This window comes from Paenibacillus sp. S25 (assembly GCF_019454085.1).
GTDB classification, from domain to species: Bacteria; Bacillota; Bacilli; order Paenibacillales; family Paenibacillaceae; genus Paenibacillus; species Paenibacillus polymyxa_B.
This window is the reverse complement of record NZ_CP073683.1, coordinates 377,479-394,483: the sequence shown is the minus strand read 5'-3', so window position 1 is coordinate 394,483 and position 17,005 is coordinate 377,479. Positions and strand designations below refer to the sequence as shown.

Genomic DNA, 17,005 nt, shown 5'->3' with positions numbered 1-17,005 from the left:
CTTCACAGCTACCACTTCTTCTATGCCGTTTGAACAATTTTCCCGAGCCAATCGGAATAAAACGTATTCCCGTTCCGTCGGTCAAAATCAGCCGCCGCTGACTCTGCCAGTGGCCTAAAATACGCAATGATTTCGGTCAATGTGCGATCCTCTTTACCCCATTCCAAAGAAGCCGGCAACCGGATCAATCGTTTTTCTCCCGAAGTATCCAACTTTTGTAGCAGACTCACCATCGTCGCGTAAAAATACATCTGCTCCAGCCCGCTCTCATAGTCTAGCGCCATATGTAGATGACGCTCTACTACTTCGATTCCTTGAACCGGATCAGCAATCGCCAAATATTCGATATGCTCCGCTATCGTTTTCAGAAAGTCGCGGTCATCCCGAATTAGGCGGTATCCTTTGCGATGATTGTCCTTTGCCTGATCAACCTCGCCTTGACGATAAAGCGGCAATAGCACCTGCGAGAGCGTCACATGTGGTACTTCTGCACATTTCATGCGACCCGACAAAATCGGTTTTGCCACGGCAAGCGCCTGCTCGTCTTCTCCAGTCAAGTAATAGAACCGTACCATCTGGCTCTGCTCGCAGGCTTCACAATCACTCATACTGTCCGACTCAATCAAGCGGAAGGTGTCCAGATACCGCCGTGCTTCATCCAGTTCACCCATGTCCATCGCGATGCGGAACTTATAATAGTAATATGGACGCTCATTATACCCGTATTCGGCATAACGTCTGCGCATATCCTCCACCAGATCTTCTATTTGAGTCTTCGATATATTGGAAAAGCTGCACACCTTCCCGAGTATCCATTTGTAATTCCACAACAACTCAAACGGATCGTACTCCTCTGGATTTTGATCAAATTGGCCCAACTGCCACGAAAAAGCAATCAGCGACTTCAATGGATATCCGTTAAAAATAGCGCAGTCTACAATCTCTCCCCGGATTTCATAAGCGAGTGCCTTCAATCCGGAAGTGTCTGCCAAGCGGACTGCTTCTTCCAGAAGCGCCAGCTTTGCCGCCCCTCCTGGCAGATCCTGCGCCTGCTCCATCAAATCATATATCGTATCTTCCATTTGGATCCCCCTATAATTACGCAATTACGAATTTTGTCCGTTCCCTAATCCCCAATTGATAAAATGCAGTACACTCCGATTCATCAGTCCCAACTCACTGCGGTTCATCGGGTAGTGCCCCATCATAAGCGCATTCACATACATCATTTCTGTAGCAGCCGCGACCATCTGCGTATCGGTAGCTTCAAGAATTCGCGCCACCACTGGGTTGTTCAGATTAAAGTATAAGGTGGAATAACCCGAATTCTGCTGGACTCCTGCTTTCAGACTATCAAGCACATTGGAAAAAAGTGAGGTTGTCTCCTCAACCGTGTTTTCCATGGAGCGCAAGGTCAGTGCATCCTGAGAAATGGTATACAACACTGGCAAACTCGCAGGCTCAAAACGCTTCAACTCAGCGCGGCAACGCATCGGCTGCAAAGCAGCATCCATGACACGTAGCACACCGTAATAATTCTCGCGCTCTTCCTGTGTTAGCCCGGTAAATGAAAGAGATACTTCCTCAGGGCTAAGACGCTCTGTTTGCAGGTTAGAGTCAATCCAAGGCAGCTTTTCCAAAATGTCTGAATCATAAATATAGCCGCCATTGATCACCAACATGGATTGCGCCGCCGCCACATGCGTAATCTGACGATACTCATCTACTGTCGATGTGTAATGCAACGGACGTCCGTCCGCCTCTCGGATCAGTTCTTTCAGCTCACGCCGCCCAAACGTACTTTCGAAGGAAAACCAACGGTACATTATCCGCAAAAATTCATCATCCTCCACGGCGAGCGCCTTCATGGACAGCTCATGCAAACGAATCCAGTGCTGCAAGCGGTCTGGCTCATACTGCGCCATGCGTAGCAGTTCTTCCCGAATACAGGTCCCCAGTTCAGAACGAACATCGTCAAGTTGCTCATTTTCATAAAAATACTCACGTGATGCTGTTGGTTGCAATTCATCTGTCCAAATCAGGCTTTTAATGAAGAATGCCCATTCTGGCAAAACATTTTCCGCCTTGTCCGACACCAGCATATGCTTCAGGTACACCCGATGTAGCCGCTTGCTGTTCAGATTAACACTGCGAGGCAAAATGAATGCAATCCCGCCTGTTCTGCCTGATGCCGTCCGCAACGGTATAAAATCACTGAAGCGCTCACCCATCAGGCGATAGCCTAAATCCAGCACCTCACTACGGCGACTACGCAATTGTTCTGGGTCCTGCATCCAGCTCGTCGATGGAAGATTGACGCGCTTGGTCTCCCCGTCTACAGACAGCATGACCGGGTACGGCAGCAACGCCCCATAATAGATTAAAGACTCCTCTACGTGCGCTGGCTCATAATAAAACTCACTTCCCGGCTTGCAGCGCAAATAAATTTGCGTCCCTACAGGCAGCTCGGTCTCCAAGCGACGAATCGTATACGTCCCATCCGGCTTCCCTCTCCATTCCATGGAGATGCCCTCCTTCACCGAGCGGGTCAACACTACAATTTCATCGCTCACCATAAAGCAGGATAGTAACCCAATCCCAAAGCGTCCGATAAACGAAGTCTCAGAAGCCAGCAAATCGGCTCCCTTCTTGGAAGACTGACCGATAATCGACAAAAAACGGTGAATGTCTTCTTCTGACAATCCAATGCCGTTATCCTGAATCATCAATACCTGATGCTCCCCAGAACCAGATAACTCCACGATGACTTTACCTTCATAGTCGTTACTCTCAGAAGCTGTATCTCCAAGGGCCTTGTCTTCTTTCAATACTTTACTTTCAGCAGCAACCTTCCGCAGCTCCTTGCGAGCCGTGATCGCATCTGTTGCATTTTGCAAAACCTCACGTATAAACACTCGTGGACTGCTATATAAATGATTGGCCAAAATATCAATCATACCGCCCAAGTTCACTTGAAAACGATATTGGTCTGTCTGACTCATACAGATCATTCCTTTCTCGAAATGCTACAACCATCATCTGGTTTTAAATAGACTGTCTTTTAAAGTATAACGTGGATTTAAGTCGGATTGCACACCCTGCATTTCAGATATCAATACGTTGACAACGATATAACAGGGTCTTTTTTCACCTAGGAAGTCTGGCACTGGGTCTAATTAACTTCATAAAAATGTAGAGAGTATGAGCAATTAGTGAATAAGGATCATCTTTGTTTAGTTAAATTTAGTAATAAACATAATATTTATTTAAAATCCACCCTTCTCTTAGAACCCTATATCTATGGAGGGACAAATGGCTCATTTTACGCAAAAAGCTCGCATTGCCGCTCTTGTAATACTCTTACAAGAGAGAATGCGAGCTTATTTAGATACAGTCGAAGCTCTACCTTTTACAGAAGAGAATTAATGAGACTTAGCGAGACGGATAACGTTCCACGATGCTTTGCCCAAATGAGCTTTTACAATTCCGTCTTCAAGCTTGGCGTTGCCGCCGTTGTGAGGAGTAACTTTTTCACCGGCTGGACTGTTGGTCGCTTTAAGATCATCATGCTCCAATACAGTATGCTCGACAATGCGGTAGCCTTCAAAACTGCGTACATCTACTGTCAACTCCAGCGATTCAGACAAATGACGGTTCACTGCAAAGACAGTCAGTGCGTCTCCCTCTTCATCATAAACTACAGCGCTGTCCAGATAAGGGATGTCTGTGAAGTCCTTGGAATCATATTTTTCCGAATCCACGACAGGCATCAGCGATACCCCACGACCATAACGGGAGGCATGCAGATACGGATAGAAAATCGTTTGTTTCCACGCCTTTCCGTTATTCTCGGTCATGATTGGCGCAATAACGTTGACCAGTTGGGCAAGGCAAGCCATTTTCACACGATCCGCGTGGCGCAGGAACGTAATCAACATGCTGCCTACCAACAATGCATCCTCAAAGTTATAGATGTCCTCAAGCTGCGGTGGTGCCACAGACCATGGATCAATTTTTTTGTCCGCATCATTGGAGTGGTACCATACGTTCCATTCGTCAAAGCTGAGCATCATTTTTTTCTTGCTGCGTTTCTTTGCTTTGATATAGTCACAAGTCGAAATGACCGTATGAATAAAATGATCCATATCCATAGAACGTGCCAGATAATTAGCCGTATCATTGTCATGATTGCCGTAGTATTGGTGCAAGGAAATATAGTCCGCTACTTCATAGGTATGATCCAGCGTGGTTGCTTCCCATTCTGGGAACGTCGGCATTGTGGAACTGGAGCTTCCACAGGATACAAGCTCAATGTCAGGATCAATCAGCTTCATGGCTTTTGCAGATTCAACAGCCAGACGGCCATATTCTTCTGCTGTCTTGTGACCAATTTGCCATGGGCCATCCATCTCGTTACCAAGACACCAGGTTTTAATCTTATGTGGTTGCTCTACACCGTGACTACGACGTAGATCACTCCAATAGGAGCCACCTGTGTGGTTGCAATATTCCACCAGATTACGCGCAGCATCAATTCCGCGCGTACCCAAATTAACCGCCATCATGACTTCGGAACCTACATCCTTGGCCCACTTGAAAAATTCATTCGTACCCACTTCGTTCGGCTCGACCGTTCTCCACGCCAGCTCCAACTGTCTAGGTCTGGACGCGACAGGGCCGACACCGTCCTCCCAATTGTAACCGGATACAAAGTTACCTCCCGGATAGCGTATAATAGGAACATCAAGCTGTTTTACCAACTCTTTAACATCATTTCGGAAACCGCTTTCATCACTAGTTGAATGAGTAGGCTCGTAAATGCCGCCATATACGGCACGCCCGAGATGCTCTACAAAAGAGCCATAAATGCGTTTATCGACTTCAGCAATACGAAAAGATTTGTCTACAATCATCTTTGCTTTTACAGCTGCTGCCACCTAAACCATCCTCTCTGAATGCGAAAATAAAATCCGTTGTACCACCAAGACTAAGAAGCCGTTTTATTTACGGTTTTAATATAACACACCATATTTATTATAGTCAACATTATTATTAAATACTTAACATATTTATTAACATTAATCGTAAACGATAAGCAATTGGTTACGTACTTCAAAATATTTCGTTTTATAAACAAACTTATTGAGTGAATATCAGTCTACCAACAGTTGTTCTAAATATGTATAAATACAACCTATATCGCCCACGTTTAAATTCGAGAGGACCCATTCTTTCAAATAGCCCTGCTCTGTCCGTATAGATATATAAATGCGTTCAGTTTCCGCTTTCAACAGTAAAGAAAGCTCAATATCAACGTCTAATAAAACTCGTTCTTTGGTGCAATGCGTAATATTCGTAGCCTCTACACACAAAATAGCAATATCCGTATAAGCGTTATATGCCATTGTACCCGCATTATATAACAGTTCCTGTAATCCAATGCTTGCATCCGAAGAGAGCGTATACTCCATATCATGCAACACTGCCGAGGACTGGTCCACCGCGATCCAGCTTTGGTATCCATCCCGGGCAAATCCCCCTCTCAACTCATGCAAAAAATAAATAATGTCAATGCCCTTGTCATAATAAATACAAATAAGCGGAATGCGAGAATCCTCTATTGCGATAGCCTCCTCCTGCGACATAAAGAGCCCCCCCTCTTGCTGCCACCAGCGCAAATAGCAAGATGAGAAATTCAGTGCGGGGATGTATCGTTGATTTTTAGAGATATAGACGACATGTTTTCCATAACGTGAAGCCAATTGCTCCACTTCCTGCAAACTCACTGGCTCCATTTCCCCTAGCAAGACAATCGTATCTGTAAGGTCGTATACCCGTTGTCCACCTTCGAGCGCTGTGTCCTGTTGTTCTCGCTCCTGCAGGATGGCTTGTTCGAAGATCGCAACAATTTTGTCGCCAGAGAGTTGAGCTTTCCATTGGGTCTGAAAATAATAGGGTGCTTTCGAGCTAATTGCACAATCCTCTATAAACACATAGGCGCGCCGTATCCAATCCGGATGTCCGTAACGCATTACGGGGATTATGGTATCCTGTACCGGAAGATAACTATACTTATGTAAAATATGTTTTAGCTGTTCTATGGAAGGAACAGGCTTGGACTGCTGCAAAACTTTACATATGTGTGCTGTAATCAATGGAGTGGCATAGCTATTGCTGTTGGGACATTGTACAGCCTCTCCAGCTGCACCTACCAGTTCATGCTTGGCAAAAGCGGTAAAATCGATACCACTTGAGAATGCTTTCTCAGCATCATATGTATATTGTCCTGCTGTGAGTATACCGCTATGATCGCAGCGCACACCAATCACATTGGCAAAGGAAGCCGGATAAGTAAGAAGTCCTCCGTTTTGTGCTGCACATACCATAATTAATCCCGCCATAGCTGCATTATTTACAGCTTCCCGCAGTATGCCTCGATCTCGATAATTTATACTTCCCAGGCTGATATTGGCTACCTGTACACCATGCTTTACACACCAATCCAGCGCAGCACAAAGCTGAGCTGCATTTCCTTTTCTATGGTTCATTGTTTTTACACTGCTGATGATCGCATCTGGAAAATACGTTTGTACAATAGCTGCACATAGCGTACCGTGATTTAAGGTGCGTCCATCTTCTACGTCTCCATGAGCTATTTCGACGTTATATAATAATTGGGTGTTTAAAAAGCCAGCATTAACCCCGTCGTCAATAATGGCTACATGGATCTTGCCATTCATTTTTTCTCCCCCTGTCTCTTCGGATTGTGAAATGAATCTCACGGCTCTGTTCCGTTCCATATTAGAGTAAGCGGAGGGTGCCTCTGCGAACGATAGCGTTCGTCTGAAAGCACCCTCCTAATTTAGCGAACCATGTACATGATAGCCGGATCAGACTGCAATATTTACCTTCGTGCCTGCAGTCTTCGCCCCGTCTTTAGCCGAGTCCAGATAGGCATTGAGCTCTTGTTCAGTCCACACCCTATCTGCCTCTGCATTCGACTCCTGCTCATCCTTAGGTTCAACCCGATCTGTAACCATCGGTTCGTTATTCACTGCTTCGCTGATACGCTCATTAATATTCGCAGCGATTTCCATGATCTTTCCATTAAGTCCCTCTGCCTTTTCACGCAAAGCCGCTGATTTTGCAGGGTTAGCGTTTTCCCATCCCTTAGCCTCGCTTCCCAACGTGATTTGTGCCGTTTTGGCTATTTTGGCACTCTTCAACTCATTGTTTGCAGATACAATACTATGCATTGTATAGGTGATCAATCTTTGCTGCTGCTCCTCAGCAGTCTTAGGCGTATATTCTTCCTTTTTGCCTTTCTGAGCTTCTTTTTTACTTTCCTCATCCATGCCTAAAGCCTTTTTTTGCTCTTCCAGTGACTGCTTTTGAATGTTCTCGTCAATTTGCTGAATCTGCTTATCTATCTCTTCCATTTCAGCTTTTACAGCTTCCGGACCGAGACCACGCTTGAGAGCATTACTTAAATAGTCCGAACGCCTCTCCATCAAACTTTGCTTTTGCTCTGTCAATTGTTCAATAACCTTGTTTTGTGGCTTGCCTATACTCTTCCTTTCAGCCTGAGCGGAAAGGGGGTGCCGTAGTTCAAGTCGGTTGTGATCTGCGGTGCGGAACGGCGATTGGTGAGATGATGTAAATGATACATTCATCCTAAAACCTCCAATTCTCTTTTAAATGAGGATTTTTCCAAAATCCTGAAATAAGTGATTCTAGAGGTTTATCGGATTTTTTTGTATGTTTTTGTATGTTTTATCATCATTTTCACAAATCCTTCATTCCTTTTCCACACTTAAGCAGTCCTTTATCGTCTCATACAAGCTGTTATATGTAAGCAACCCCCCTCCCACTATACGCTCTTCTGGAATTAGGATAGCAAAGCTTTTTTCCACTTCAAATAATAGATATACCAGATCTCTGGGGAACAACCCCATATCAGGACCCAGTAATGTAGCCTCTTTATTTATCTCACCCGCTTTTATTTTAAAAAGCTTCCAAAATATATTTTCCAGTTTCATTCCTGTTCCCTTTACATCCTGAGTAAAGTTCATGTTCTTCCCTCCATTACAACTGAACTACGTGATGATCAACCGAAAAATAATGTAAAATATCCTTCGTCAGCCTATTCATATCTTCATCGTTGGACAGATGGAGTACAGGCACGGAATAATTGGAAAGCTCCTGCTTTTTCTCTTCCACGAAACGATGATCAACAGATGCATATTGCATATTGACTGTGGAAGAAGAGTAACTATCGAATACATTGTTACATATGGCATATCCTAATAATGAAGAGGAAAAACGGTTTTCCATGTACTGTTTCACATGCTCCAAATATTTTATATTGTATTCATCATAGTGAAGACAACAGATTAGTCCATCCGGCCTAACAGCGCGGGATACCAAAAATGAGGTTACTCCAAAATAATTCGTGAACGTATTGTTAAAGGGAACAATCCCACCTGGAATGCCTACGAGTATTAGATCAGGCTTTTCGCTCTGCTCTATTTTTTTCAAATACCGATTAAACATGATAATCTTCTGGGTTTCCGTCATACCGCTCTCAAACATAAACTGTGGAAAAGAATGTGCACCAATCAGCTCCCCGCATCCATTAGATGTGATTTGCGACACCCGATATCCTTGTGCTTCAAGCTTCTGCCGAAGGTTAAGCTGCAAATTAAGCTTATGCGTTCGCTCGTTCAGCCCTAATACAAATAGAACCGGTGTAAAAAAATCATGAATAACAGAGCCCGGGTCAGGCGGTAAAATATCTTTCGTGCGTACATCAAATGTATTTTTTAAAATCAGCTTGTCATCTTGCTCCTCACAGGGTTCGATGAATTCCATACATGAGTCTGGCAAAGTGAAATTACACATGACTTTTTTGCCAAGTTGTCCAGCCTTCTTGATCACGGGAAGATACACCTCAGCTACATCCAGCTTGAAATTGGATTTCACCAGTAATATAGCATCACAACGCTCCATTTCTTGCTCCAAACAAGACTCCGGCTTCACTATGAAGCCTGTCGCTTCCCCCTTGTCCGTTACACAGGCATCTTTCCCGATCAACCCCGACCCTTGAAAAGAGATAAGTACAACTTCCTCATAACTTCCTAATAGATTTAAGTTCCTAACCAGGGCTATCGTTTCATAATCAAACGGAAAAATGATTAATTTATTGGTCATGGAGACACCCCTCATGCTTTTTCAAAATCGAGAATCGTATCCTCGGAGAAATCATAGCCCAGCTCATTCATCATGCAATAATCAAGTAAGGTATGCCTAATATCATTTTTGACTACCGAACAATGACTCAGCTTCTTTTCTTTGGACAAGGTATGCAAATCATCTGCTACAGCAACACACAGCGTACAAAAGCGGAAATTCCAACAGTTTTTACATGCATCCTCCGTGATTGTCCCTACATTCAAAATCTGGCTGATTTTATCCACTTCAAAGCCTGTGTCCACCTTTCCAATCTGCACCACCTCCGACTGCTCACTGACCCGTTCACATGGATACAGATTTCCATGCACATCCGCAAACAATCGCTGTACACCAGGCACACAGGGTCCGCCATGATGCGCTTCTATCGGCATCCCCGCAGAAGGCTTTCTATAATGAAACATTCGGAAATACATCTGAATATAATAGTCCTTAATCAGCTTGGAGACATGATTTTCATCTACTCTTCCAAACTTGGAAAGCATCATTTTAACTACCTCATAGCCTCTCTGCTCAATAAATTCATTTCTGTACAAAATTTCATCCTTCACATAAGCATCGTTAATGTAGGACGACCTTACACTGTACAGACTTTCGAAGGTTTCATAATTCGTATAAAAATCATTGATACAACCAAAATCATTACGGGTATCCAACACCACATTAAAATTAATCCATTCAAAGAGGTCTGGGTAATTTCTCTTAATTTTATCCACATTGGCAATAATCGTATCGAAGGAGCCCCGCCCGTTAACAGCAAATCGTCTGTTTCTGTCATGATTCTCTTGATCTCCGTCCAGACTGATCGTAAGCACAAAACGATGTTCATCCAGAAAGTCCAGAATATCGTCATTAAGCAGCGTACCATTGGTCGTCAAATGAAAGCCTACATCTCTATACGCTACCTGCTCCTTGATATATTCCACACACTTCTTGACCAACGGAAAATTAATAAGCGGCTCTCCCCCATAAAAACCAAAATCCAAACGGTCACTGTCTACTGACCTATCAATGACAAAATCGATACACTTGCGGGCTGTCTCAAAATCCATCATCAGACTGGTATGACCTCGATTGTCATATCCTCCTGAATAAACGCAGTAAGAGCATCTAAGATTGCAATTTTGAGTTACCTGTAAGGTGAGGGTCTTCAGCTGATGCTGAAGCATATGTTCCAAGTGCTTTGTTTTGGGATGATTCATAATCTGCGGACGCTGTGAAGATAAAAATCCGTTATCCAACAAGTCACGGATATACTGCTGCAATTCCGGTGTAGCCTCCATCTGATCCAGGTCGAAGCTGGAATGCGAATTCAGGAAATGGTAAGCCTCCTCTTTAATCCTCAAAATTAAATTGGTATTTACATCATATACATAATGGTGGAGTCTCGTCTGAAATGTGTATATAAAGGGTTGGCACATGTTCATGATTCACACCTACTCTGTTTTGATGTGGACAGAAGCCTGGAATGCCCAGGCTCCTCCATACAGATACAAGCTTAATAATTACCAATTCCAGTTCCGTTATCTCTGCGATAAGAACCGTCACTTTCACGCTGAGTATTGGAGCTTCGAGTCAAACTGCCTGCGCAATAACAGGAGCAAGGACAATAACAGGAACAACCACAGCCAAATGCCTCAATCGTGTCGCCTACATTCGTGCTTCTTTTCACAAGCTTACGCATGTTAAACTACTCCTCCCATTCATGATATGATTTAAAAAGGTGTTCACCTATACTAATTCCGTACATGGTGTTAAATCACTCTATGAAAGCGTTTGTTTTTTTCATCATTTTATGGAGACCTCTTCTTCCCCTAATACCCATCCTCTGTATTCTGCATGACAGGTCATAAAATGGGAGTGTGATCCTATTTGGGCTGGTTCGCCGTTCTCCAACAAAATAACTCTATCGACATGCGCTAATATCTCGCTGCGATGTGTAACGATGATTACGGTCTTGTCACGCAACCGGGTCTTCAACAATTGCTGAACATTTAGCCTAGCTGCTGTGTCTAGATTGGAGGTCACCTCGTCGAGAATAAACAATGGCGCTTCCCTGATCAATGCCCGGGCCATAGCAATTTTCTGTCTTTGCCCACCCGACAACATGGAGCCGTTCGAGCCTATGGGGAAGTCATCTGCCGAGTTCTGAACCAATTCTTCCAGACCAACCTCCGCGATAATGGCCTCTATTGCATCATTAGTGACTTCTGTGCCTATGCGGATATTACCAAAAATAGTAGTATCAAATAAATACACCTGCTGACTGACCAAAGCTATTTGACTTCGATACTCATCTATTTCATAGCTTTGGATGTCAATGCCGTCATAAGTGATTATCCCTTGATCAGGCTGGCTGAATCTCATAATCAGATCCAGCAACGTAGACTTCCCTGCCCCATTTGCTCCAATGATAGCTACTTTTTCCCCTCGGGCAATCCTAAAGCTCACGTGGGGCAGTACGGGTTCATCCTTGGTATAGGAAAATGAAACATTATGAAATGCAATGTGATCTTCGAATGGCGGCTCAGTTACTATAGACGCTGGAGTGACTGAATTAGATGTTTCTTCCTCTGCCCAATCCAAGAACTGATAATATCGAATGGCGGAGGGAACGACTTCAGCCAGCATGTAGCCAATGTTTAGAATAGCGAATACAGGAGTGGTAACATAAGCACTGTAAGAAACAAAGGCAAAAATCCCACCTACAGTAAGCTGTAAACGAAAGATAAGATTAGCACCCACAACGTACAAAAGCATCATTAGAAGCTGAATTAAAATAGATTCCGAAGCGATATTCCAGGCGTCCAGAAGTGATAATTTCCGTTCTGATTCTACAATTCGACGCTGCTTGGATGAGAACTGCTGATGCTTATGTGGAATAAGACCAAACATCCGTTGCTCCTTCATGCCCCCGACAGATTCCCCAAACCACTGAGCAAAATCACTACTGCCTTCAATTAAATTCCCCACTAGTTTTTTTCTACGCTTCACAAAATACTTCACCACAACATATTTGATGGGTAAAAAGCACAGCACGATTACAGTCATTTTCCAGTTAATGAGCAGCAAACCACATATACCACCAATCATGCTGAACGCCTGCATAATGACAAAAAATACTCCACTATCTGTGATCCTCGATACATTGCCTACATCCGTGCCAATTTGGTTCAGTAGCTCCGCTTCATTGGTTCGGTTAAAATAGCTCATTCGTACTCTTGTCAGATGCAGATACGCCTTTTCAAATAATGAAAAGGTAACCTGTGCGCTTAAGCCTGCCCGAAAGATTTCTTTACACACATTCAACAGCTTGTCCAAGCAAACGATTAAAAACGCAGCAGATGTGTACAGGATTACAGCCTGCATATTCCCTTTCAGAAGACCTTGGTCCACAATAATCTTGCTTGTTAAAGGCAGTAATATATTCAAGCCCGCTGATAGGATGAGACATATCAAAATGATAGTGACCGTCTTCAGATAAGGTCTAAATGTTGCTGCCAAACGTTTATATACTATGGATTCTTTCATCCTTTTCCCCCTTTCACCAGATGCACCCTCTCCCCCTATTAACTAATTCCGTATCAGAATCAAAATCACCTTAAAATATCTTTTAACTGTTCTAGTAATTCCACATTTACGAGATTAAATATGATTTATGTCATTCTTGAAAATTGGAATTAATGTATATGATTGGAACATACAAAAATCATTTATTTTTTTATCCGTCCAAAGGGGGCTTGAACAAATGCCGACTACGATGGTTATCGACTGTTGCAAAGAGGATCAATGCAGAGGTAGTTCCAGATGCTTTTACAGAAAAATTTGTGAACTTTATCTGAGCGAGGTATATCGTTTCTGTATGCATTTAATCAAGAATCAGTCTTGCTTTAAATTTATGGCAGAAGAATGTACACAAGATACTTTTGTAGCGGCAAGACAGCAATTGGTCAAGCTCAAACATCACCCCAATGTGAAGGGTTGGCTATATCTTACGGCTAAAAATCTCATATATAAATCATTTAGGTGCTACTATACACAAAAAAAGCATGAAACTACGTTTGATTGTGAGAAGATATGTGGTTTCTCAAATTCGGTAGATGAGGAGTGGGAGAATCGAAGGCTGGGAGATGTGGATACGGTTATTGTTAACATACTGATGCAGCTTTCAAAAAATGAATATACGCTCTATCAGGACTACTTTTGTCGACAACTGGCAGTGCCCTTGCTCGCTACCAAATATAATATTTCGGTTACGGCTACAACGACTCGAATCTACAGACTGAAAAGGAAACTTCGTACATTGTCCCATCAATATTGTCTAACTCATATATAAATATGTCCCTGTAAAGCAAAAAGGCGGAGCCCCTCCCAAAGAGAAGCTCCGCTGTTCGTTCTTGTGACTATGACTTGTATTCACACTACACTACTATTTAATCCCCGAAATTGTATAATTCTCGATAATATACTTTTGGAAAATAATGAAAATAATCATGATTGGAACGACCATGAAGGTCGAGCCTGCCATTTGAAGGGCAAATTGACTTTCGTTCTGCCCCTTGAGCAGTGACAACCCGACGGACAAGGTGTACAGCTTCTCATCGTTCGCAATAATGAGCGGCCACAAGAAGCTATTCCATCCACCGATAAAGGTTAAAATGGCCTGTACTGCCAGAATTGGTGTCGAGATAGGCAATACGATTTGCAGAAAAGTACGGAACTCCCCTGCTCCATCGAGACGTGTCGCCTCCAGCAATTCTTCCGGGATATCGGACATAAACTGCCGGAACAGGAAGATCGCGAACGCGCCTACCAATCCAGGAAGGACAATCCCCAGCATGGAATTGGTCAATCCCATTTGGTTCAGGATCAAGTAGACGGGAATCATCGTCACTTGACCTGGAATCATCATCGTTGCCAGTACCAGGTAGAATAGAAACCCTTTGCCTTTAAATTGAAATTTGGCAAAGCCATAACCCGCCATGGCATTGAGGAATAATCCGAAGAAGGAAGCTAAAACAATGATCAGCGTATTCGTCAGATAGGTTCCAAAAGCCATGCTATCGAATAGTAATTTAAAATTATCCAGTGTAAAATGCTGCGGCCAGATGGTCGGAGGAATTTTGGTTACCTCACCCTCTGTCTTAAAGGAGGATAATATCATCCACGCAAAAGGCAGCACCATCAACAGACCTCCCACGGTCAGGAGAATCGCCACGAACCATTGAAATGTTTTTTCACCACTGCGCGTATTGGCGCGGGCTTGCTGAACAGCTGTTTTCACGTTCATCACCTCTCTCTATCAGGACTCCGCTTTATTTTGCAAACGGAACTGAATCAGCGTCACCGCGATGATCGCGAAGAACAGAATGAACGATCCCGCCGCGGCATACCCGAATTTACTAAATTGGAAGCCGTTATTGTAAATGAACAGGGATGCCGTCAGCGTGCCGTCGAGCGGCTTCCCTTTGGTCATGACAAACGGTTCCTCGAAAAATTGCAGCCAGCCGATCATCGTCGTGATGGACACGAAGAAAATAGCGTAACGAAGCTGCGGAAGCGTAATATAACGAATTTGCTGCCATGTATTGGCACCGTCAAGCTGAGCCGCTTCATAATAAGAACCCGGAATCCCTTTAATAGCCGCAATAAAAATAATCATGTTTAAGCCGATGCCCCGCCAAACTGCTAACACAATCAACGAAACTTTCGCTACTGTTGGATCGGTCAGCCATGGGACGGGACCTAAATTCATCATACCAAGTACATAGTTGAATAATCCAAGCGTCGGATTATACAGGTAGCTCCAAACGACTGCGACTGCAACCACATTCGTTACGGACGGTAGATAGAACACAACGCGGAATACTTTGAAAGCACGTGATTTACCCATGTTAATCAGAATCGCGATGCTAAGCGAAAATATCAGCACCAACGGAACACCGATGATGACGAAGAACAGGGTATTACCAAGGGACTTTATAAAGGAAGGGTCCAATAGTACGTTTGTATAATTTTCCAGACCTATAAAGCGAATACTATCATAATTAACAAGTCCTGACAGATCCATATCCGTGAAGCTGATTACGAGCGCCAGTAGAATCGGCAACAGCGAAAACAGCGTCAACAGGATGATGGAGGGACCGATAAACAAGTATGGCGCAAGCTTCTGCGAGCTTCCTTTCATGCCTTCACTCCCTTTGACAATGACGGATATGGATCATTATTTTTTCATTATACTTGCAGCCTGCTGATTAAAGTCATCCATTTCCTTCTGTACATCGGCATGACCGCGGTAAATACGTTCGAAGCTCTTGATGAATTGTTGAGAAACCTCTTCCCATGCGGCCAGTTGCGGCAATGCTGCGGAATGATCCAACTGTTTGCGAATCGTCCGAAGCATCGGATCACTCTTCAGTTTGGCATCTTCCCACGATTTAGTAGTTGCAGGCAAGTTACTGGACAGATCCATCCATTTCAGCTGTGTTTCTGGTTTGCTCATGTAAGCCAGGAATTTGGCCGACTCCTCTGGGTGCTTGCTGAATTTCATAATTGAAAGGTTGGCTCCACCCAAAACGGACAGGTTGTTTACTTTGCCAGGAAGCTCCGCTATATTCCACTTACCTTCCAATTCTGGTGCCTTGCTCTTGATTTCTTTAATCATGAAAGGACCGCTGATAAACATTGGAACGATACCCTCGCCTTGCAAACCTTGAACGGAATCAATTCCAATATCCACTGCGTTAGAGCCATTTTGGAAAAAGGTATTCACATACTTCACAGCATCCACAAACGGTGGTTGATTGAACAGCGGATTGCCCTGCTCGTCAACCAGCTTGGAACCGTTCTGGAGAGCAAACATAAAGCCCATAGACTGCTCCTTTGCACTAAAGGAGATGCCATATTTGCCTTTGCCCCGAGCCGCCAGCTTTTGAGCAGCATCGGAAAGCTCTCCCCACGTTTTAGGTGCTTCATTATATCCGACTTGTTTCAGTAGGTCAGAACGATAGAACAAAACTCTCGTTTCAGTGTACCAAGGCACACCGACTGGTTTCCCTTCAAATTTTGTCGTACCTACAGCACCCTCGAAGAAATTCTTCGATTCCAGTTCAGGATACTTGCTAATATAAGGGGTAATATCCGTCAATGCACCCGCAGACGCAAGTTCGGGAACCCATGATGTACCTAACTGAACCACGTCCGGACCGGATTTTGAAGCAACTGCTGTCAGCAGCTTATCGTGAGCGTTATCCCAAGGTAACGCCTGTACATCAACGTGAATATCTGGATTTTCTTTCTCAAAATCTTTTACAATTTCAGGCAGCAGTTTTCCTTCCGCTCCCATGCCCCACATGGTGATAGTCGTCTTGCCGTTCGCATCTTTGCCAGACGAATCATCCTTGGACGAGCAGCCTGCCAGCGCGCCCCCCAGTAATAAGGTACTTGCCAAAATGATCCCCAACGTTCTTTTCATCATACGAATTCCTCCCGAGATGATCGGTTTACCGATCATGCAATATGATAACGGATTCAAATACGAGGATTTTGCAAAAATTCAATAAGCGACTTCCAATGAACATTATATAGATCGAAATGGTCTAGTTCATCTATATATTGCACTTTCGAGCGACTGGAATCGAAATTTTGTAAAATCCTGATGCATGTAAATACATAGCGATTAAAGCATACCGCTATAACACTTATGTTCAAAGCACAAGGACCATACCCGTCAATAGAAACGTTTCGATAGTCATTA

14 protein-coding genes are annotated in these 17,005 nt (G+C 43.7%); 1 reads left to right on the top strand and 13 read right to left on the bottom strand.

Going from position 1 to position 17,005, the window contains the following annotated elements; all coding sequences use genetic code 11:
• Window positions 1-20 precede the first annotated feature (20 nt).
• From KAI37_RS01695 to KAI37_RS01650, 10 genes are all read right to left on the bottom strand, one after another.
• Window positions 21-1,082: a hypothetical protein gene (locus KAI37_RS01695; protein WP_071639208.1), complete on the bottom strand. Its 1,062-nt coding sequence runs from the start codon at window positions 1,080-1,082 to the stop codon at window positions 21-23.
• Between the two features lie 24 nt (window positions 1,083-1,106).
• Window positions 1,107-3,002, bottom strand: coding sequence for an HSP90 family protein (locus KAI37_RS01690; protein ID WP_071639206.1), 1,896 nt, complete (start codon window positions 3,000-3,002; stop codon window positions 1,107-1,109).
• 420 nt (window positions 3,003-3,422) lie between these two features.
• Complete coding sequence (gene arfA / locus KAI37_RS01685; RefSeq protein ID WP_025723872.1) at window positions 3,423-4,937, bottom strand: arabinosylfuranosidase ArfA; 1,515 nt, start codon at window positions 4,935-4,937, stop codon at window positions 3,423-3,425.
• A gap of 216 nt (window positions 4,938-5,153) precedes the next feature.
• Complete coding sequence (locus tag KAI37_RS01680; protein ID WP_220030606.1) at window positions 5,154-6,740, bottom strand: S8 family serine peptidase; 1,587 nt, start codon at window positions 6,738-6,740, stop codon at window positions 5,154-5,156.
• Window positions 6,741-6,890: 150 nt separating this feature from the next.
• Window positions 6,891-7,673 carry a muscle M-line assembly protein unc-89 Uncoordinated protein 89 gene (locus KAI37_RS01675; RefSeq protein WP_076293867.1) on the bottom strand — a complete coding sequence of 261 codons (783 nt, stop codon included), beginning with the start codon at window positions 7,671-7,673 and terminating at the stop codon, window positions 6,891-6,893.
• A 123-nt stretch (window positions 7,674-7,796) separates the two neighbouring features.
• On the bottom strand, window positions 7,797-8,072 hold the full coding sequence (locus KAI37_RS01670; protein ID WP_220030605.1) for a peptide maturation system acyl carrier-related protein: 276 nt from the start codon (window positions 8,070-8,072) through the stop codon (window positions 7,797-7,799).
• 13 nt (window positions 8,073-8,085) lie between these two features.
• The gene (locus KAI37_RS01665) at window positions 8,086-9,210 is read right to left on the bottom strand and encodes a TIGR04066 family peptide maturation system protein (RefSeq protein ID WP_220030604.1); all 1,125 of its coding nucleotides are present in this window, start codon (window positions 9,208-9,210) and stop codon (window positions 8,086-8,088) included.
• Window positions 9,211-9,221: 11 nt separating this feature from the next.
• Window positions 9,222-10,676 carry a Cys-rich peptide radical SAM maturase CcpM gene (ccpM, locus tag KAI37_RS01660; protein ID WP_256703340.1) on the bottom strand — a complete coding sequence of 485 codons (1,455 nt, stop codon included), beginning with the start codon at window positions 10,674-10,676 and terminating at the stop codon, window positions 9,222-9,224.
• Between the two features lie 71 nt (window positions 10,677-10,747).
• The gene (locus KAI37_RS01655) at window positions 10,748-10,933 is read right to left on the bottom strand and encodes a CLI_3235 family bacteriocin precursor (protein ID WP_071559456.1); all 186 of its coding nucleotides are present in this window, start codon (window positions 10,931-10,933) and stop codon (window positions 10,748-10,750) included.
• A gap of 104 nt (window positions 10,934-11,037) precedes the next feature.
• Window positions 11,038-12,780, bottom strand: a complete 1,743-nt coding sequence (locus KAI37_RS01650) for an ABC transporter ATP-binding protein (RefSeq protein WP_220030603.1) — start codon at window positions 12,778-12,780, stop codon at window positions 11,038-11,040.
• Window positions 12,781-12,907: 127 nt separating this feature from the next.
• On the opposite strand from KAI37_RS01650, the gene KAI37_RS01645 reads away from it, so the two are divergent.
• A complete protein-coding gene (locus KAI37_RS01645; RefSeq protein WP_345945616.1) occupies window positions 12,908-13,585 on the top strand; it encodes an RNA polymerase sigma factor in 678 nt (225 codons plus the stop codon).
• A 93-nt stretch (window positions 13,586-13,678) separates the two neighbouring features.
• Here the strand turns inward: KAI37_RS01645 and KAI37_RS01640 are convergent, their stop codons facing one another.
• Genes KAI37_RS01640 through KAI37_RS01630 form a run of 3 tightly spaced genes read right to left on the bottom strand, consistent with a single transcriptional unit; the run spans window position 13,679 to window position 16,726 of the window.
• Window positions 13,679-14,533: a carbohydrate ABC transporter permease gene (locus KAI37_RS01640; RefSeq protein WP_071639196.1), complete on the bottom strand. Its 855-nt coding sequence runs from the start codon at window positions 14,531-14,533 to the stop codon at window positions 13,679-13,681.
• 18 nt (window positions 14,534-14,551) lie between these two features.
• On the bottom strand, window positions 14,552-15,436 hold the full coding sequence (locus KAI37_RS01635; protein ID WP_071639192.1) for a carbohydrate ABC transporter permease: 885 nt from the start codon (window positions 15,434-15,436) through the stop codon (window positions 14,552-14,554).
• A 36-nt stretch (window positions 15,437-15,472) separates the two neighbouring features.
• Window positions 15,473-16,726 (bottom strand): extracellular solute-binding protein, encoded by a 1,254-nt coding sequence (locus KAI37_RS01630; RefSeq protein WP_220030601.1) that lies wholly within the window; start codon window positions 16,724-16,726, stop codon window positions 15,473-15,475.
• Window positions 16,727-17,005 lie beyond the last annotated feature (279 nt).

Bases quoted from the DNA above. Each gene is read 5' to 3' on its own strand.
- KAI37_RS01695 (WP_071639208.1), bottom strand. From the start codon at position 1,082: ATGGAAGATACGATATATGATTTGATGGAGCAGGCGCAGGATCTGCCA.
- KAI37_RS01690 (WP_071639206.1), bottom strand. From the start codon at position 3,002: ATGAGTCAGACAGACCAATATCGTTTTCAAGTGAACTTGGGCGGTATG.
- KAI37_RS01680 (WP_220030606.1), bottom strand. From the start codon at position 6,740: ATGAATGGCAAGATCCATGTAGCCATTATTGACGACGGGGTTAATGCT.
- KAI37_RS01675 (WP_076293867.1), bottom strand. From the start codon at position 7,673: ATGAATGTATCATTTACATCATCTCACCAATCGCCGTTCCGCACCGCA.
- KAI37_RS01670 (WP_220030605.1), bottom strand. From the start codon at position 8,072: ATGAACTTTACTCAGGATGTAAAGGGAACAGGAATGAAACTGGAAAAT.
- KAI37_RS01665 (WP_220030604.1), bottom strand. From the start codon at position 9,210: ATGACCAATAAATTAATCATTTTTCCGTTTGATTATGAAACGATAGCC.
- ccpM (WP_256703340.1), bottom strand. From the start codon at position 10,676: ATGAACATGTGCCAACCCTTTATATACACATTTCAGACGAGACTCCAC.
- KAI37_RS01655 (WP_071559456.1), bottom strand. From the start codon at position 10,933: ATGCGTAAGCTTGTGAAAAGAAGCACGAATGTAGGCGACACGATTGAG.
- KAI37_RS01650 (WP_220030603.1), bottom strand. From the start codon at position 12,780: ATGAAAGAATCCATAGTATATAAACGTTTGGCAGCAACATTTAGACCT.
- KAI37_RS01645 (WP_345945616.1), top strand. From the start codon at position 12,908: ATGTCATTCTTGAAAATTGGAATTAATGTATATGATTGGAACATACAA.
- KAI37_RS01635 (WP_071639192.1), bottom strand. From the start codon at position 15,436: ATGAAAGGAAGCTCGCAGAAGCTTGCGCCATACTTGTTTATCGGTCCC.
- KAI37_RS01630 (WP_220030601.1), bottom strand. From the start codon at position 16,726: ATGATGAAAAGAACGTTGGGGATCATTTTGGCAAGTACCTTATTACTG.